This window comes from Erwinia sp. OLFS4 (genome assembly GCF_002752165.1).
GTDB lineage: Bacteria > Pseudomonadota > Gammaproteobacteria > Enterobacterales > Enterobacteriaceae > Izhakiella.
The window spans coordinates 26,766-44,196 of sequence record NZ_MOMB01000010.1; the positions used below are offsets into that span (position 1 = coordinate 26,766).

Annotated in this window: 15 protein-coding genes; 10 read left to right on the forward strand and 5 right to left on the reverse strand. The window is 50.0% G+C overall.

Going from position 1 to position 17,431, the window contains the following annotated elements:
- Nucleotides 1–65 precede the first annotated feature (65 nt).
- The 3 genes from BL249_RS04255 to glmS all read left to right on the forward strand — a co-directional run bounded on the left by BL249_RS04255 (nt 66) and on the right by glmS (nt 4,161).
- The gene (locus tag BL249_RS04255) at nt 66–485 is read left to right on the forward strand and encodes a F0F1 ATP synthase subunit epsilon (RefSeq protein ID WP_099706625.1); all 420 of its coding nucleotides are present in this window, start codon (nt 66–68) and stop codon (nt 483–485) included.
- Between the two features lie 325 nt (nt 486–810).
- Nucleotides 811–2,181 carry a bifunctional UDP-N-acetylglucosamine diphosphorylase/glucosamine-1-phosphate N-acetyltransferase GlmU gene (gene glmU, locus BL249_RS04260; RefSeq protein WP_099706624.1) on the forward strand — a complete coding sequence of 457 codons (1,371 nt, stop codon included), beginning with the start codon at nt 811–813 and terminating at the stop codon, nt 2,179–2,181.
- Nucleotides 2,182–2,328: 147 nt separating this feature from the next.
- Nucleotides 2,329–4,161 (forward strand): glutamine--fructose-6-phosphate transaminase (isomerizing), encoded by a 1,833-nt coding sequence (gene glmS, locus BL249_RS04265; RefSeq protein WP_099706623.1) that lies wholly within the window; start codon nt 2,329–2,331, stop codon nt 4,159–4,161.
- Between the two features lie 109 nt (nt 4,162–4,270).
- Here the strand turns inward: glmS and BL249_RS04270 are convergent, their stop codons facing one another.
- Nucleotides 4,271–4,990 carry a helix-turn-helix transcriptional regulator gene (locus tag BL249_RS04270; protein WP_099706622.1) on the reverse strand — a complete coding sequence of 240 codons (720 nt, stop codon included), beginning with the start codon at nt 4,988–4,990 and terminating at the stop codon, nt 4,271–4,273.
- Between the two features lie 641 nt (nt 4,991–5,631).
- Between BL249_RS04270 and BL249_RS04275 the strand changes: the two genes are divergently transcribed.
- The 6 genes from BL249_RS04275 to phoU all read left to right on the forward strand — a co-directional run bounded on the left by BL249_RS04275 (nt 5,632) and on the right by phoU (nt 10,909).
- Nucleotides 5,632–6,036 (forward strand): GFA family protein, encoded by a 405-nt coding sequence (locus BL249_RS04275; RefSeq protein ID WP_099706621.1) that lies wholly within the window; start codon nt 5,632–5,634, stop codon nt 6,034–6,036.
- Between the two features lie 215 nt (nt 6,037–6,251).
- On the forward strand, nt 6,252–7,274 hold the full coding sequence (gene pstS / locus BL249_RS04280) for a phosphate ABC transporter substrate-binding protein PstS (protein WP_099706620.1): 1,023 nt from the start codon (nt 6,252–6,254) through the stop codon (nt 7,272–7,274).
- A 140-nt stretch (nt 7,275–7,414) separates the two neighbouring features.
- Nucleotides 7,415–8,377, forward strand: coding sequence for a phosphate ABC transporter permease PstC (gene pstC / locus BL249_RS04285; RefSeq protein WP_099706619.1), 963 nt, complete (start codon nt 7,415–7,417; stop codon nt 8,375–8,377).
- Nucleotides 8,374–9,261 (forward strand): phosphate ABC transporter permease PstA, encoded by an 888-nt coding sequence (gene pstA / locus BL249_RS04290; protein WP_099706618.1) that lies wholly within the window; start codon nt 8,374–8,376, stop codon nt 9,259–9,261. The genes pstC and pstA overlap by 4 nt, the downstream gene beginning before the upstream one ends.
- Before the next feature lie 43 nt (nt 9,262–9,304).
- Nucleotides 9,305–10,072: a phosphate ABC transporter ATP-binding protein PstB gene (pstB, locus tag BL249_RS04295; protein WP_099706617.1), complete on the forward strand. Its 768-nt coding sequence runs from the start codon at nt 9,305–9,307 to the stop codon at nt 10,070–10,072.
- Nucleotides 10,073–10,177: 105 nt separating this feature from the next.
- Complete coding sequence (gene phoU, locus BL249_RS04300) at nt 10,178–10,909, forward strand: phosphate signaling complex protein PhoU (RefSeq protein WP_099706634.1); 732 nt, start codon at nt 10,178–10,180, stop codon at nt 10,907–10,909.
- A 310-nt stretch (nt 10,910–11,219) separates the two neighbouring features.
- Here the strand turns inward: phoU and yieH are convergent, their stop codons facing one another.
- On the reverse strand, nt 11,220–11,879 hold the full coding sequence (gene yieH / locus BL249_RS04305) for a 6-phosphogluconate phosphatase (protein ID WP_099706616.1): 660 nt from the start codon (nt 11,877–11,879) through the stop codon (nt 11,220–11,222).
- 152 nt (nt 11,880–12,031) lie between these two features.
- Between yieH and BL249_RS04310 the strand changes: the two genes are divergently transcribed.
- The gene (locus BL249_RS04310) at nt 12,032–13,339 is read left to right on the forward strand and encodes an NCS2 family permease (protein ID WP_099706615.1); all 1,308 of its coding nucleotides are present in this window, start codon (nt 12,032–12,034) and stop codon (nt 13,337–13,339) included.
- Between the two features lie 9 nt (nt 13,340–13,348).
- On the opposite strand, the gene BL249_RS04315 is transcribed toward BL249_RS04310, so the two are convergent.
- The 3 genes from BL249_RS04315 to yidC all read right to left on the reverse strand — a co-directional run bounded on the left by BL249_RS04315 (nt 13,349) and on the right by yidC (nt 17,430).
- On the reverse strand, nt 13,349–14,089 hold the full coding sequence (locus BL249_RS04315) for a 4'-phosphopantetheinyl transferase family protein (RefSeq protein WP_241898835.1): 741 nt from the start codon (nt 14,087–14,089) through the stop codon (nt 13,349–13,351).
- A 215-nt stretch (nt 14,090–14,304) separates the two neighbouring features.
- Entirely contained in the window at nt 14,305–15,669 is a 1,365-nt protein-coding gene (gene mnmE, locus BL249_RS04320; RefSeq protein WP_099706613.1) for a tRNA uridine-5-carboxymethylaminomethyl(34) synthesis GTPase MnmE, read from the reverse strand.
- A gap of 114 nt (nt 15,670–15,783) precedes the next feature.
- Nucleotides 15,784–17,430, reverse strand: a complete 1,647-nt coding sequence (gene yidC, locus BL249_RS04325; RefSeq protein ID WP_099706612.1) for a membrane protein insertase YidC — start codon at nt 17,428–17,430, stop codon at nt 15,784–15,786.
- Between the last annotated feature and the right edge of the window lies 1 nt (nt 17,431).

Sequence of the window (17,431 nt, forward strand, 5' to 3'; positions counted from 1 at the left end):
CAGGATACGCTGCCGCATGCCGGGTATCCTGAAACCAGAAGGAAAGAGTTTTCTGGAGGTTTGGTATGGCTAACACATTTCATCTGGATGTCGTCAGTGCGGAAAAACAGATGTTTTCCGGGCTGGTAGAAAAAATCCAGGTGTCAGGCAGTGAAGGTGAACTGGGGGTATTTCCCGGTCATGCACCGCTGCTGACCGCCATAAAACCTGGTATGGTGCGCATTGTTAAAGAGAAAGGTGAAGAAGAGTTTATTTACCTTTCCGGCGGCGTAATTGAAGTACAGCCGGCAATGGTGACCGTGCTGGCAGACACCGCTATCCGTGGTAAAGATCTCGATGAAGCGCGGGCGCTGGAAGCGAAAAACAAAGCAGAAGAACGTATTAATGGTTCTCACGGCGATGTGGATTACGCAATGGCCTCAGCTGAGCTGGCGAAAGCGCTGGCAAAGCTGCGCGTTATCGAACTGACCAAAAAAGCGATGTAATCAGGTTCAGGCTGATAAAAGCCAGTCCGCGAGGGCTGGCTTTTTTATTTGCCGTTTCCCACAGTATGCATGCCATGTCTTTACGCAGCGTGGGTGTATAATTCCTGTCATGACGTTTTTTGCTTTTATCTTGTTTAGTGGCTAAAAATAAGCTCGCTTTGATAGCAATATATCTGTGCTGATATTCGCCTGGATGGCCGTGGCTTAGGCTGCTTATTTTGCCGTTATGATGCAGAAATGACGGCTAATTTTGTCGCAAGAAAAATGTCGAATTTTTACCCTGTAACTGGTTTACTCACAACATTCATTGATGGACAGGAATCCTATGTCAAACAGCGCGATGAGCGTGGTGATCCTTGCCGCTGGCAAGGGAACCCGCATGTACTCAGACTTGCCGAAAGTTTTGCACCCGCTTGCCGGAAAACCGATGGTTCAGCATGTTATTGATACCAGCCGCGTACTTGGCGCACGTCAGGTGAATCTGGTTTACGGTCATGGTGGCGATCTGTTGCAGTCAACGCTGAATGATGAAAGTCTGAACTGGATCCTTCAGGCAGAACAGCTGGGTACCGGGCACGCCATGCAGCAAGCGGCCCCGCATTTTGCTGATGATGAAGACATTCTGATGCTGTACGGTGACGTGCCGTTGATCGGTGCTGAAACACTCCGTCGCCTGCTGGCCGCCCGGCCACAGGGGGGAATTAGTTTGCTGACGGTAATTCTTGATGATCCCAGCGGTTATGGCCGGATTGTGCGCGAAAACGGCAGCGTTACGGCGATTGTTGAACAAAAGGATGCCAGTGAAGCCCAGCGCAGTATTAATGAGATCAATACCGGTATTCTGGTGGCGCAGGGAGCCGATCTGAAACGCTGGCTGGGCAAACTGACCAATAACAATGCGCAGGGCGAATATTACGTTACCGATATTATTGCTTTTGCCCATCAGGAAGGGCGTGAAATCATTACGGTACATCCGGCACGGACCTGGGAAACCGATGGTATTAATAATCGCCAGCAGCTGGCCATTTTAGAGCGTATTTACCAGCGGGAACAGGCGGATAAACTGTTACTTGCCGGCGTGATGTTGCTTGATCCGGCGCGTTTTGATTTACGCGGCACCCTTGAATGTGGGCGTGATGTTACCCTCGACTGCAATGTCATTATTGAGGGGCATGTGGTGCTGGGAGATCGGGTAACTGTTGGCGCAGGTTGTATCCTGAAAAACTGTCACATCGCCAGCGATAGCATTATAAGTCCTTATAGCATTATTGAAGACTCCAGGCTGGCAAGTCAGGTAACCGTTGGACCTTTTGCCCGTTTGCGGCCGGGCAGCGAACTTGCTGAAAAAGCGCATGTGGGTAATTTTGTTGAGATGAAAAAAGCGTCTCTTGGCGTCGGTTCAAAAGCCGGTCATCTCAGTTACCTTGGCGACGCAAAAATTGGCAGTAACGTAAATATAGGCGCCGGTACCATTACCTGTAATTACGATGGTGTTAATAAATCAACCACCGTTATTGGTGACGATGTGTTTGTCGGTTCAGACACGCAGCTGATAGCACCTGTTACCGTAGCAAACGGCACAACCATTGCCGCCGGTACCACTATAATGAAAGATGTTCAGGCGCCGGGTCTGGTTTATAACCGTAAAGAGCAGCATCTGAAAACCGCCTGGCAACGCCCGGCAAAAAAGAAATAAATTTTAATCGTAAAACCTTCCGCTAATGAGAAGGAAAAATAAGCCTGTCAGTTTCAGGCAGCCCCCACTCTCTACAAGGCTCGGGGCGATCGGGTTGTCGGATAACGCAAAGGGCCATTAACGCCCGTTTGTCAGGAAAATAAATATATGTGTGGAATTGTTGGTGCTGTAGCGCAACGCGATATCGCCGAGATCCTGATTGAAGGATTACGCCGGCTGGAATACCGTGGTTACGACTCGGCTGGCGTGGCCATTGTTAATCACCATGGCGAAGTTACCCGTATTCGTCGTCTGGGCAAGGTACAGAAACTGGCGGAAGCCGTCAGCGAAAAACACCCTGCCGGCGGTACCGGGATAGCGCATACCCGCTGGGCAACCCACGGTGAACCTTCTGAAAGTAATGCCCATCCGCATATCTCAGAACACATTGTGATTGTGCACAATGGCATCATTGAGAACCACGAGCCCTTACGTGAGCAGCTATTGGCGCGGGGTTACAAGTTTGTTTCCGAAACCGATACGGAAGTGGTTGCTCATCTGGTGCACTGGGAGCAGCAACAGCATGGCGGGAGTTTGCGTGAGGTGGTGCTACGCGTGATCCCGCAGCTGCGCGGTGCCTATGGCATGGTTATTATGGACAGCCGTGATGACGGCACGCTGGTGGCTGCGCGCTCCGGCAGTCCACTGGTTATTGGCCGCGGCGTTGGCGAAAATTTCATTGCTTCCGATCAGCTGGCTTTGTTGCCGGTAACCCGACGTTTCATTTATCTTGAAGAAGGCGATATTGCTGAGGTTAACCGCCGGACTCTGACCATTGTTAACCGTCAGGGTCAGCAGGTTAACCGGCCGGAAATTGAATCTAATGCGCAGTATGACGCAGGCGATAAGGGTATCTATCGTCATTACATGCAAAAAGAAATTTTTGAACAGCCCAATGCGATAAAAAATACTTTGGTGGGCCGCCTGAGTCATGGCCACATCGATCTCTCTGAGCTGGGAAGTGAAGCTAACAATTTGCTGTCTCAGGTCGGGCATATACAGATTGTTGCCTGCGGCACTTCTTATAATTCCGGCATGGTGGCACGTTACTGGTTTGAAGCACTGGCTAACGTTCCCTGCGATGTTGAAATTGCCTCCGAATTTCGCTATCGCCGCTCAGCGGTGCGTCAAAACAGCCTGCTTATCACCCTGTCACAGTCGGGGGAAACTGCCGATACGCTGGCAGCATTACGTCTGTCGAAAGAGCTTGGTTACCTTGGTTCACTGGCCATTTGTAATGTTGCAGGATCGTCACTGGTGCGGGAATCGAGCCTGGCACTGATGACAAAAGCCGGAACAGAAATTGGCGTTGCGTCAACAAAGGCTTTTACTACTCAGTTAACGGTCCTGCTGATGCTGGTGGCGAAAATAGGGAGTCTGAGAGGCGTAGATAAGGCTGTGGAGCAGGATATTGTTCATGCGCTGCAAGCTTTGCCAAGCCGTATTGAGCAGATGCTCTCTCAGGATAAACGCATTGAAATGCTGGCACAGGATTTCTCTGACAAACATCATGCGCTTTTTCTTGGCCGCGGCGATCAGTATCCGATAGCGATGGAAGCCGCACTGAAGCTGAAAGAGATTTCCTATATTCATGCTGAAGCCTACGCGGCGGGCGAGCTTAAACATGGTCCGCTGGCGCTGATTGATGCGGATATGCCGGTTATTGTGGTGGCGCCTAACAATGAACTGCTGGAGAAGCTTAAGTCCAATATTGAAGAGGTACGCGCCCGTGGCGGCTTGTTATATGTCTTCGCCGATCAGGATGCCGGTTTTACTGACAGTGAAGGAATGCGCATTATCTCGTTGCCGCATGTTGAAGAAGTCATTGCACCTATTTTTTATACCGTTCCGCTGCAGCTGCTTTCTTATCATGTCGCGCTGATTAAAGGGACCGACGTCGATCAGCCCCGTAACCTGGCAAAATCAGTTACCGTTGAGTAACCGGCTTCCCGGGCCAGGATACAGAAGAAAGAAAAAGCCGGCTGTTTTAAGCCGGCTTTTTTGATGGTTATGATGACTAACTTACTGGTAAAGTGCGCTAAATGTTGCGTTACCAGAAAAAATTGACGCCTTCACGAAGCATTTTTTTCGGCACGTAGTTTTTTAATCCAGTTACATCACAATATTCAATTAAATCCTTCATCGAGTGGCCGCCGATTTTTGCATAAATAATTTGCAGCCTGTTTTCTATTGTTCGCTTAGATAAATTTAATTTCTCAGCAATTTCATTTGATGTGAGTTTTTGCAACGCAAAAAATATTATATCCAGCTCTCTTTCCGAAAAACCCTCAACCGGTGGGTTGAGTGAAATAACGGATGGTTTTAAATTTTTGAAAAAATCATATACAGAAATGAAGTTAAACTTCTTACCATAAAAAAGAGTTCCCAGGACTTCTCCTTGTTTGCCATAAATAGGAAATTTTGGGAAATACCAGGGAGACATGATCTGTTCTTTGCCAAAGGTTGATGTTGTGATTATTTCCGCCCCGTCTCTGGACTGTTCTGCTTTTCTGTCGTGAGCTTTAAAATCTTCACTAAACTCAGACCACTGACAGGGCATTTCTTCATCCAGACGACCTTCAAAATCAAAGCCATACTGAATATTGAACAGATCAAGACAGGCATCATTTAAGTAGACAAATCTCGATTGATTATCCTTAATTGCCCACGGGATACTGGCTTTCTCCATTATGGAAATAAGAGGAATATTATTAAGTGAATCAATAAGTTGCTGAGATTTTTCTAATGAATGATTACTTTTTCCTTCCATGGTTATCTACTCCGGTCCTGTGAAATATCAATGTAGCCTGTTAAAACGAAGTCGGCTTAGTCATCAGGCTGTGTGGACTAATAATAACTTAGCCAGTAGAGATAAATTTCATCATAGTTGCTTGTGAATAAGGGTAGCACAGATAATTTTATTTTCTTCTCAATCGATAATCAGGTTATTGAAATTTTGTTTATTTTCACAACTATCAAAGATAGAGTAAAACTTACTCTACTTAAATTTGTTTAGTTAATAAAAAATCAGAAAAATAATTTGTTAAATTATAGAATCCAACGCCAGGGATTTTTTTAATTATTTAAATAAAAATTAATAAAATAATGAGTCCATCTCTCCATGCTCTCTTGTAGTTTGTCTAATAATATCAGCGGCATAAACGTCGGGCAGACAGATGCGGTGTAACAATCATTGAATTGCAGAGCCTGTCGCTGACGGCCACGGTGACAGCGATTGCTATGCTATAATTAGCCTGGTTATTGATTAGTCAGACCGGTTGGAGAAGGGTGAATACTTTCAGCACATGGTGAACGGGGATTATGCTGATTTTAATCGCCAACCACCTGTTCTGCCAATCCTTTTCAGTTATTCAGCTTTGGTAACCGGCCGTCAATGATGGGGAAAACACTATGTCAGATCAGACACCTGCGCAATGTCACTGCGGCGCGGTTAGGTTTCATGCGGAACTTGTTAATGGACTGAATGATGTGCTCCGCTGCAACTGTTCGTTTTGTCGCATGCGCGGTGCCGTGGTAGCCACTGCCAGTGGTATAACAGTTATTAGCGGCAGTGATAAGCTGACGGAATACCGGTTCAATAGCCGGCAGGCAGCTCATTTTTTCTGCTCTGTATGTGGCATTTACACTTTTCATCAGCGTCGTTCCAATCCGTCACTGTTCGGTGTTAACGTCGCCTGTCTTGAAGGAGTGTCGCCCTTTGATTTTTCATGCGTAAAAGTGATTGATGGTATAAACCATCCCGGAGAGGGTGGTGCCGGTGGTGTGGCAGGCTATCTGCGTTATCTCGCCGGATAACGGTCAGTCTGGTTATCTGCAGCAAACCGGCTTTCGCTGTCTGTGTTCCTCTGACTGAAGCCATAATCCACGCGGGTTAGGATTTCAATTGTCATAAATCTGTCATAATAGAGACATTTTACTGTCACTAAACTGTCCTATTTTCCCTCCTGCAGCAATATCTAATTACTCTGAAACGGCACAAAAATACTAAACATTACTCCCGTGGAGGGAACATGACACTGATGCAAAAAACCCTGGCACAAATCGTTGCAGTCTCTCTGTCTGTCAGCGCGGTTTCAGCGTTCGCAGCAACGAATCTGACCGGTGCTGGCGGTACTTTCCCGGCGCCGGTGTACAACCAGTGGGCTGCTTCTTACAACAAGGCGACGGGTAACCAGGTTAACTATCAGGGAATCGGTTCTTCTGGCGGTGTGAAGCAGATTATTGCTAAAACCGTTGATTTCGGTGCTTCCGATGCGCCGATGAGTGATGAAGATTTACAGAAAAACGGTTTGTTCCAGTTCCCGACGGTGATTGGTGGTGTTGTTCTGGCAATTAACGTGCCGGGAATTAAAGCCGGTGAGCTGACGCTGGATGGTAAAACGCTTGGCGATATCTACCTTGGCGTGATCAAGAAATGGAATGATCCGGCAATCACTAAACTGAATCCAGGCGTAAAACTGCCGGACAGCAATATTAATGTGGTTCGCCGCGCTGATGGTTCTGGTACGTCTTTCGTATTTACCAGCTACCTGTCTAAAGTCAACAGCGACTGGGCGAGCAAAATTGGTAAAGGTAACACCGTAAACTGGCCGGTAGGTGTTGGTGGTAAAGGTAATGACGGTGTGGCTGCGTTCGTACAGCGTCTGCCCGGTTCTATTGGCTATGTGGAATATGCCTATGCCAAGCAGAACAACCTGACCTATACCAAACTGGTTGACGCTGACGGTAAAGCTATCGCGCCAAGCGAGAAAAGTTTTAGTGATGCGGCTAAAGGCGCTGAGTGGAGTAAAACCTTTGCTCAGGATCTGACTAACCAGAAAGGTAGCAATGCCTGGCCAATCTCTTCAACGACCTTTATCCTGGTGTACAAAGAGCCTCAGGATAAGGCAAAAGCGGCTGAAGTGCTGAAATTCTTCGACTGGGCCTACAAAAATGGCAGCGAAGCGACCACCAGACTGGATTATGCCTCACTGCCGGAATCTGTGGTTAAACAGATCCGTGATGCATGGAAAGCCAACGTTAAAACCCAGTAAGGTTAACGTCGGAGTGGTGTTCATCCCCAGGTAGACAGATGGGGGGATGAGCCGGGGAGGAAGCGCTGCGGTTTTTTCCTCCCCATCTCCCGCCAGCTGGCGGGAGATTATTTTAAATAGTCATCAATATCGGAAACGTTATGGCTGCATCCAAGCCTGTTATTAAAGCACCGGGTAAGCAAGGCGACATTCTATTCGGCGCACTGGTAAGACTGGCTGCGCTGATTGTGCTTTTATTACTTGGCGGCATTATCGTCTCGCTGATTTTTTCCTCCTGGCCGAGTATGGAAAAATTCGGCTTCTCTTTTTTGTGGAACAAAGTCTGGGATGCCCCCGGCGATCAGTTTGGTGCTCTGGTGCCCATTTATGGCACCCTGATAACTTCGCTTATTGCGCTAATCATTGCTGTGCCGGTGAGTTTTGGCATCGCGCTGTTTTTGACAGAACTGGCGCCTGGCTGGCTACGGCGTCCGTTAGGAACGGCGATTGAGTTACTTGCTGCCGTACCAAGTATTGTGTACGGCATGTGGGGTTTATTTGTTTTTGCGCCGCTATTTGCCACTTATTTTCAGACACCTATCGGCGATATCATGTCCAATATTCCGCTGGTGGGCGCGCTGTTCTCGGGGCCGGCATTTGGTATTGGCATTCTGGCAGCTGGGGTCATCCTGGCAATCATGATTATTCCTTATATTGCCTCGGTGATGCGCGATGTGTTTGAGCAGACGCCGGTAATGATGAAAGAGTCGGCATACGGTATTGGCTGCACCACCTGGGAGGTGATGTGGCGCATCGTCCTGCCTTTCACCAAAAACGGTGTGATTGGTGGAATTATGCTGGGTCTTGGTCGTGCGCTGGGTGAAACCATGGCGGTGACTTTTATTATCGGTAACACCTACCAGCTCGATAGCGCGTCACTTTTCATGCCGGGGAACAGTATTACCTCGGCACTGGCTAATGAGTTTGCTGAAGCGCAGTCGGACACTCACGTTGCCTCACTGATGGAGCTTGGGCTGATCCTGTTTGTGATTACCTTTATCGTGCTGGCCATCTCTAAACTATTAATAATGCGTCTGGCGAAAAAAGAGGGGGCACGATCATGACCACCCTGGAACTTCAGCACCGTGAAGCGCTGGATGCCTCCCGGCGTAAAATGCAGGCATGGCGTCGACTGAAAAACCGGATTGCGCTTACGCTCTCGCTACTGACAATGGCATTTGGCCTGTTCTGGCTTATCTGGATTCTGTTTACCACCGTCACCAAAGGCGTGGGGGGATTATCCATTGATTTATTCACCCAGGACACTCCGCCGCCGAATGTTGACGGTGGCGGGCTGGCAAATGCGCTAATGGGCAGTGGTCTGCTGATTCTGTGGTCAACCCTGGTGGGCACGCCGCTGGGTATCATGGCGGGTATCTACCTTGCTGAATATGGCAGAAAATCCCTGCTGGCGGAGTTCATCCGTTTCATTAACGATATTTTGCTCTCGGCGCCGTCAATTGTGGTCGGCCTGTTTGTTTACACCATTGTAGTGGCTCAGATGCAACACTTTTCCGGGCTGGCAGGGGTGGTGGCGCTGGCGTTGCTACAAATACCCATTGTTATCCGCACCACGGAAAACATGCTTAAGCTGGTACCGGATAGTCTGCGTGAAGCGGCGTATGCGCTGGGAACCCCGAAGTGGAAAATGATTGCGTCGATCACGGTGAAAGCATCGGTATCCGGCATCATTACCGGCGTGTTGCTGGCGATTGCGCGTATTGCCGGAGAGACCGCTCCGCTGCTGTTTACCGCACTCTCCAACCAGTTCTGGAGTACCGATATGATGCAGCCAATTGCTAACCTGCCGGTCACCATATTCAAGTTTGCCATGAGCCCGTTTCCGCAGTGGCAGTCTTTGGCATGGGCCGGGGTGCTGATCATTACACTGTGTGTGCTGGTTCTCAATATTCTGGCGCGCGTTATTTTTACCAAAAGCAAACACTAATTGATAAGCGCGGCTACGGCGGCGCCAGGACGAGAGATAAAAAATGGCTGATATCAATTCCGGGAAACTTCAGGTACGTAACCTGAACTTCTATTACGGAAAATTCCATGCCCTGAAAAACATTAACCTGGATATTGCGAAAAATCAGGTAACGGCTTTTATCGGCCCTTCAGGCTGTGGTAAGTCCACACTACTCCGGACTTTCAATAAGATGTTTTCCCTGTATCCGGAGCAACGTGCAGAAGGTGAAATTTTACTGGATGGCGAGAATATCCTTACCTCTCATCAGGATATCGCTATTCTGCGGGCAAAAGTGGGGATGGTGTTTCAAAAACCGACGCCTTTTCCAATGTCGATTTATGACAATATCGCCTTTGGCGTGCGTCTGTTTGAAAAACTTTCCCGCAGCGAAATGGATGAACGTGTGCAATGGGCGCTGACTAAAGCCGCGCTGTGGACCGAAACCAAAGATAAATTGCATCAGAGCGGGTACAGTCTTTCCGGCGGTCAGCAACAGCGTTTGTGCATTGCCCGTGGCATTGCTATTCGTCCGGAGGTATTACTGCTCGATGAACCCTGCTCGGCGTTAGACCCTATTTCTACCGGACGCATTGAGGAACTGATAACCGAGCTGAAACAGGACTACACTGTGGTTATTGTGACTCACAATATGCAGCAGGCGGCGCGGTGTTCCGATCATACTGCGTTTATGTATCTTGGCGAGCTGATTGAATACAGCGATACCGATACTATTTTTACCAAACCAGCACAGAAGCAGACGGAAGATTATATTACCGGTCGTTACGGCTGATATTGCGCCCGCGGCCGTTGATTTTCATCGCTGGGTTGCTGTTTGTTTGGGGTTGCCTTAACGGGCACTGATTACGCCTGTGAATGCGACAGGCTTGGAGAAATGATGGATAGTTTAAATCTGAATAAACACATCTCCGGCCAGTTCAATGCTGAGCTGGAACACATCCGGACTCAGGTGATGACCATGGGCGGCATGGTGGAACAACAGCTGTCAGACGCCATTCTTGCCATGCATAATATGGATGCGGTGCTGGCTCAGCAGGTTATTGATGGCGACCAGAAGGTCAATATGATGGAAGTGGCGATTGATGAAGCTTGTGTGCGCATCATTGCTAAACGTCAGCCGACGGCGGTAGATCTGCGGTTGGTGATGGCGATTATCAAAACCATCTCTGAACTGGAACGTATTGGTGATGTAGCGGAAAAAATCAGCCGTACCGCGCTGGAAAAATTTACCCACCAGCATCAACCTTTACTGGTAAACCTGGAATCACTGGGCCGCCACACCATCGAGATGTTACATGATGTGCTGGATGCTTTTGCCCGTATGGACCTGAATGCTGCCATTGATATTTATCGTGAAGATAAAAAAGTTGATCAGGAATACGAGGGAATTGTTCGTCAGCTGATGACCTATATGATGGAAGATCCGCGCACTATTCCCAGCGTGCTGACGGCATTATTCTGTGCACGCGCCATCGAACGTATTGGCGATCGCTGTCAGAATATCTGTGAAATCATCTTCTATTTTGTCAAAGGCCAGGATTTCCGTCATGTAGGTGGTGACCAGCTGGATAAACTGCTGGCCGGTGATGACAGCAATAAAGCGGAATAACCGGTTGCCGGCAGCGGCAGATATTGGCTTACCTGTCTCAGTTCACACCGACACCCTATTCTTCTGTCATCGCCAATAAAGAAGAGGGTGTCTGTTGCTGCTCCCTATCCCTTACTCTCTTTAACCGGTAAGCGTATTTCCAGCGTTCAGCCTGCCGGTTAAGCTAAATTACCAGGACTATCTTCAACAATAGAAGGTTGTTTTCTGCCTTTGTTCACCGTTTTGCGCGAGTCGCTCCTTTTTTTCCTGTTTTTGCCGCACAGGATAAGCACTTGAGTTGGTAATTCTGGCGCAAAACGCTGGGTTGCAATCAGGTCAGCTGCCAGCCGCGTTCACGCCATAACCCGGGTAGCGCGTCCAGCGCGTAAAAGGGCGTGACCAGCGGTTGATCCAGTGGTGGGTTATGGGCATCGGCACAGTAATAGAAAACCGGGATACCGGCGGCAATACCTGCCATGGCACCGGCCGCCGAGTCATCAACCAGTATACAGGCTGACAGCGGCACATTCATGCCGCGCGCTGCGTGATGTATGATTGCCGGGTCTGGCTTCCAGGCGTTGATGTCATAGCCGCTGAACAGCTTGCCTGCAAAATCAGGCAGCATGCCGGTTAGTCCCAGTGAATGCTGCATCTTTTGCACCGTGCCATTCGATACCACGCATTTTTTTACCCGGATTTGACTTACCAGTTGCGGTGCCCCGGCAATTGGCTGTAACTGCAGGTCGAACAGGCGGGCCACTTCCGCCCGATAAGCGGGTTCAAACTGGCTGATTTCTACCTGTTTGTTGTAACCGGCACAGACGTCATTAACGATATCGTAGAGTTTTACCCCTTTGTATTTTTCGAACATCGCCTGTAATGAGAGCCTAATACCATAGTGGCTAAAAGTATTGACATAGGCCTGTGTACAGAGGGTTTCGCTGTCAACCAGGGTACCGTCACAATCAAAAAATATGCATGAAATCGTCATCAGACGTATCCTTTTAAACGGCGTGAATTAATAACACTTTAACCGCAGACATCAAGATTGCGATCGATAACGTGATTTTGCGGAAAAATCCTCAAGCCGGAAATTTTGGTATAGGATAGCCAACGCAAAATCTACCAGTGCGGAATCCAACTATGAATAATCAAGGGCTGTTACAGCGTCTGTTTAAACTGCAGGAACATGGCACCACGGCTCGGACTGAAGTTATCGCAGGGGTAACAACATTCCTGACGATGGTGTATATCGTTTTTGTTAACCCGCAAATTCTGGGTGTCGCCGGTATGAATACCCAGGCGGTATTTGTTACTACCTGCCTGATCGCGGCTCTGGGCAGTATTCTGATGGGGCTGGTGGCTAATTTACCGGTGGCACTGGCTCCGGCAATGGGGCTCAACGCTTTTTTTGCCTTTGTGGTGGTTGGCGCAATGGGCGTCTCCTGGCAAATTGGTATGGGGGCCATTTTCTGGGGGGCTTTCGGTTTGCTGCTGATGACGCTTTTCCGCATTCGTTACTGGATCATTGCTAATATTCCGCTGAGTCTGCGGGTGGGGATTAGCAGCGGTATCGGGCTGCTGATTGCGATGATTGGGCTTAAAAATGCTGGCATTGTGGTGGCAAATAAGGACACGCTGGTGGCGGTGGGGAATTTGACTTCCCACAGTGTCATTCTTGGCGCCCTCGGCTTTTTCATTATCGCCATTCTTGCCTCGCGCAACGTTCATATTGCGGTGCTGATTTCGATTGTGATCACCACGTTTATTGGCTGGCTGCTAGGTGATGTGACCTATTCCGGTTTCTTTTCCCTGCCTGGTCACGTGGGCGAAGTGCTGGGGCAGGCTAATCTTAAGGATTCCCTGAATCCGGGAATGGCAGGCATTATTTTCTCCTTTATGCTGGTTAATCTGTTTGACTCATCCGGTACGCTGATTGGTGTGACCGATAAAGCCGGTCTGACGGATGACAAGGGTATTTTTCCGCGCATGAAGCAGGCGCTCTATGTCGACAGCCTCAGTTCGCTGGCCGGTGCCTATGCCGGAACCTCGTCGGTAACGGCGTATATCGAAAGTTCGTCGGGCGTTTCAGTTGGAGGTCGCACCGGTCTGATGGCCGTGGTTACCGGTCTGCTGTTTCTGCTGGTGATGTTTTTATCGCCGCTGGCCGGTATGGTGCCTGCTTATGCCGCCGCCGGTGCGCTTATCTATGTTGGCGTACTGATGACATCGTCCCTTTCCCGTGTGCACTGGGATGACCTGACGGAAGCGGTGCCTGCGTTTGTCACTGCGGCAATGATGCCGTTCAGTTTTTCCATTACTGAAGGCATTGCGCTGGGTTTTATCAGCTATTGCGTAATGAAGCTGGGAACCGGTCGCTGGCGTGAAATCAGCCCCTGTGTGGTGGTGGTAGCGCTGTTATTTATCCTCAAAATAGCCTTTACTGGCTAAATAAGCGCATTAAAAATGCAGCGTACGCTCGGTTGGCAGACTGGTTAGCCGCAGCGTACGTGGCCCCATATCCTGCTGATGTATACGAATATCCCGCAGTTCATTCCAGCCAGCCGCCGCACTGAATTCCCATAAGCGCAGCCGATCACAATCAGGGGCGAGGGCGCAGGACCAGACCAGCAACGGTTCCACGTCACAGATTGCCTGAATTTCTCGCAGCGTGACTGAACGCAGTCGTCCCGAACCGGGCTGCAGGCGCAGCGAGGTCATGCCACTGGCCCCTTCACCCGTCAGTTTCAGTACGCTTTGACGCAGTGTCCAAATCTGGGTTGCGGCTTCCGTTGGATCCTGCTGAGCATGAATCCACGCCTGTTCCGCCGAGGAGAGCTGTTGGGCTTTATATTCTTCCGCTTGTCGGCTGCGCACACGGATTATTTCCATGTCCAGCCCGGCACGGCAGCCGGCGTCTGCCAGCAGAACGCCAATCATATTGCCGGCATAGGCGAAACTAAAATCAGGCAGCTGTGGGTCAGCAAAGCAAGGGCGACCTGAACTGGTGGTGATAACATCCGGCAGGCTGGTAAAGCCATACAGCTGTTGCATCAATTCGGCAAGCAACGATCGGGCGGCAAGATAGCGCTGGCGCCGCGGTTCAGAAAAGCGTTCAGTATGAGCTATCAGCGCCGGGGAAAGCCGATCGCTGGCAAGGGCACCTGATGAAAAAGTGCAGCGGGCAAAATGACTGGCCACTTGTCGCTCCGTGAAAATGGACAAATAATCTGACATTTATTGTAAGAATAATCTTAGAAAATTGCATCTCTGGCAATCGGATAAAAGCTATTTTCAGATTTATCAATGTGACAATCTGGCAAACATTAATTAATAAAAGTGATATAAATTAACAGGTTGATAAAAACAACCTGTTATCACAGAGATGATAGCTATTTTTGAGTGTGAGCGGTTACTTACTTTCCAATACAAAAACTGGAAAAAATACGGCCCAGCAAGTCATCGGCGCTGAATTCACCGGTAATCTCGCTGAGTGCCTGCTGTGCCAGGCGCAGCTCTTCCGCCAGTAGTTCACCCGCTCGCGCGCGCAGTAATTGCTCTTTGCCCTGTTCCAGGTGAGTGGCCGCTAACTCCAGAGCCTCAAGATGCCGGCGTCGCGCCAGAAATCCACCTTCGATATTACCGGTAAAGCCCATGCTCTGTTTCAGGTGTTGACGCAGGGCGTCAATTCCTTCGCCGGTACGCGCCGACAGGCTGATAAGTGAGTAACCATTCACTTCCTTTACACCCAGTGTTTCACCAGTAAGGTCGGCTTTATTACGCACCACGGTGACCGGCAAGGCATCCGGTAAGCGGCGAATAAATTCCGGCCAGATTTTTTCCGGTTCGGTGGCATCGGTAGTGGTGCCATCCAGCATAAACAGTACTCTGTCAGCCTGGGTTATCTCCTGCCAGGCGCGGGCAATGCCGATACGCTCTACCTCATCGCTGGCTTCACGCAGGCCGGCGGTATCAATAATATGCAGCGGCATGCCGTCTATATGGATATGCTCGCGCAATACGTCCCGGGTGGTACCGGCAATATCGGTAACGATGGCCGCTTCCCGTCCGGCCAGCGCGTTTAGCAGGCTCGATTTGCCGGCATTCGGACGACCGGCAATGACCACGGTCATGCCGTCGCGCAGCAGGCTTCCCTGACGGGCCTCGGCGCGGACGCGCGCCAGATCGCTGAGGGTATTTTGCAACTGTGCTTCAACTTTGCCATCAGAAAGAAAGTCGATTTCTTCATCGGGGAAGTCGATAGCTGCTTCAACATAGATTCTCAGGTTAGTAAGTGCTTCCACCAAGCTATTCACGCGTTGTGAAAAAGCCCCCTGTAATGAATGAAGCGCCGAACGGGCTGCCTGCTCTGAACTGGCGTCAATTAAGTCGGCAATGGCTTCAGCTTGTGCCAGATCGAGTTTTTCATTGAGGAAAGCCCGCTCAGAAAACTCCCCCGGCCGGGCAAGGCGTACACCGGGCAGCGCGATAATGCGTTTGAGCAGCATATCCAGAATAACCGGACCACCGTGCCCCTGTAGTTCCAGGACATCTTCGCCGGTAAAGGAGTGCGGGCCGGGGAACCAGAGTGCGATACCTTCATCCAGCGCTTCGCCACTGGCTTCCCTGAACGGCAAATATTCGGCATAGCGCGGGCGCAGCGCTTTACCCAGCACGGCTTGCGCCACGGCGGCAGCCTCACGGCCAGATATACGCAGAATGCCAACGCCGCCGCGCCCCGGCGGCGTTGCCAGGGCAACAATGGTATCGCTATGGCTCATGTTCAGCCCTCTTATAAAAAATAAGGCGGTCTGCTGACCGCCTTATGATAATTACTGTTTCTGCATCCAGCGTCAAAATCAACCTTGCCATGGCTGGCGGGAAGGCGCTGGTGATTACGCTTTTTTCTTATCCCGACTGTGCAGGCCGCGTTTTTCCAGGCCGCGGTAAATCAGCTGCTGCTGCAGTATCGTCACCAGGTTGCTGACGATATAGTACAGAACCAGACCTGACGGGAACCACAGGAAGAACACGGTAAAAATCACCGGCATAAACGTCATGATCTTCTGCTGCATCGGATCGGTGACGGTAGTTGGCGACATTTTCTGAATGAAGAACATCGTCAGGCCCATCAGAATCGGCAGAATGTAGAACGGGTCCTGAGCTGACAGATCATGGATCCAGAGTGCCCAGGGAGCATGACGAAGCTCAACGGAGCCGGACAGCATATAGTACAATGCCAGGAAGATCGGCATCTGAATAATCAGCGGGAAACAGCCACCTAACGGGTTAACTTTTTCCGCTTTGTACAACGCCATCATTTCCTGGCTCATACGCTGCTTATCTTCACCAATACGCTCACGCATTGCCTGAATTTTTGGCTGCAGCATACGCATTTTAGCCATGGAGGTGTACTGCGCGCGGGTCAGCGGATACATAATGCCACGCACAATAAAGGTGATGGCAATGATTGACCAGCCCCAGTTACCAATAAAGCTGTGTAAGAATTTCAGCAGCTTAAACAACGGCTGGGAAATAAACCATAACCAACCGTAGTCAACCGTCAGGTCAAGATGCGGTGCGATAGCCGCCATTTTGTCCTGAATTTCCGGACCGACCCACAGCGTTGCTGCCAGCTGTTGCTGACTGCCAGGTGCTACGGTAACCGGTGCAGATTTATAGCCGACAGCGGCAATACCGTTGCCAAGGTTGGTGGTATAAAGCGAATTGTCGCCGCTGGTGCGTGGTACCCAGGCGGTGGCAAAATATTGTTGCAGCATAGCCACCCAGCCGTTTGGCGTTGCGGCATTGAGCAAATCGTTGTCTGCCACGGTGTCAAACTTCACTTTCTCGTAGTTGGTTTTATTGCTGGAATACGCAATACCACGGAAGGTGTGCAAAGCGAAGTTGTTGCTGCCGGTATCGCGATGCTTTGGTAAATCAATCGTCTGTTTCAGCTGACCAAACATCGACACTTCCAGCGGCTGCTGGCTGGTGTTGTTGATCTGATATTCGACGCTGATGGCAAACTCACCGCGTTTCAAAATAAACGTTTTGGTGTAGGTCGCGCCGTTTTCTGCTTTGTAAGTCAGCGGAATGCGCAGCTCGCTTTCATTCTGGCCCAGTTCAAAACTGTCCTGGCTGGCGGTATACAGCGGGCGGGCACCATTATTTGGGTTGTCCGGGCCGTTACGACCGGTTAAGCCGCTTTGAGCCTGATAAACAAAGTCTGGCGTGGTTTCCAGCAGCTGAAACGGTGCCGGAGAACCCAGCTTATCCGGATAGGTCAGCAGCTGCGCCTGATCGATATCGCCACCACGGGTGTTAATCTTTAAAGACAACACATCGGTTTTAACGGTGATGGTTTTGCCCTGTTCGCTGCCAGGTACGCCCTGGTTGGCTGCATCACCGGCTGCGCTGGTCGTGTTCTGTGTCGTCTGTATTTGCTGAGGCTGCGGCGCGTGGTCCGTTTGCCAGGCCTGCCAGATCAGAAAAGACACGAACAGAAAAGCGATGAAAAAAAGATTGCGTTGCGAATCCATC

Excerpts from the sequence above, each read along its gene's own strand:
- BL249_RS04310 (WP_099706615.1), top strand. The coding sequence starts at position 12,032 with ATGAATAATCAAGGGCTGTTACAGCGTCTGTTTAAACTGCAGGAACAT.
- glmS (WP_099706623.1), top strand. The coding sequence starts at position 2,329 with ATGTGTGGAATTGTTGGTGCTGTAGCGCAACGCGATATCGCCGAGATC.
- pstC (WP_099706619.1), top strand. The coding sequence starts at position 7,415 with ATGGCTGCATCCAAGCCTGTTATTAAAGCACCGGGTAAGCAAGGCGAC.
- glmU (WP_099706624.1), top strand. The coding sequence starts at position 811 with ATGTCAAACAGCGCGATGAGCGTGGTGATCCTTGCCGCTGGCAAGGGA.
- mnmE (WP_099706613.1), bottom strand. The coding sequence starts at position 15,669 with ATGAGCCATAGCGATACCATTGTTGCCCTGGCAACGCCGCCGGGGCGC.
- BL249_RS04270 (WP_099706622.1), bottom strand. The coding sequence starts at position 4,990 with ATGGAAGGAAAAAGTAATCATTCATTAGAAAAATCTCAGCAACTTATT.
- yieH (WP_099706616.1), bottom strand. The coding sequence starts at position 11,879 with ATGACGATTTCATGCATATTTTTTGATTGTGACGGTACCCTGGTTGAC.
- phoU (WP_099706634.1), top strand. The coding sequence starts at position 10,178 with ATGGATAGTTTAAATCTGAATAAACACATCTCCGGCCAGTTCAATGCT.
- BL249_RS04255 (WP_099706625.1), top strand. The coding sequence starts at position 66 with ATGGCTAACACATTTCATCTGGATGTCGTCAGTGCGGAAAAACAGATG.
- yidC (WP_099706612.1), bottom strand. The coding sequence starts at position 17,430 with ATGGATTCGCAACGCAATCTTTTTTTCATCGCTTTTCTGTTCGTGTCT.
- pstB (WP_099706617.1), top strand. The coding sequence starts at position 9,305 with ATGGCTGATATCAATTCCGGGAAACTTCAGGTACGTAACCTGAACTTC.
- BL249_RS04275 (WP_099706621.1), top strand. The coding sequence starts at position 5,632 with ATGTCAGATCAGACACCTGCGCAATGTCACTGCGGCGCGGTTAGGTTT.
- pstA (WP_099706618.1), top strand. The coding sequence starts at position 8,374 with ATGACCACCCTGGAACTTCAGCACCGTGAAGCGCTGGATGCCTCCCGG.
- pstS (WP_099706620.1), top strand. The coding sequence starts at position 6,252 with ATGACACTGATGCAAAAAACCCTGGCACAAATCGTTGCAGTCTCTCTG.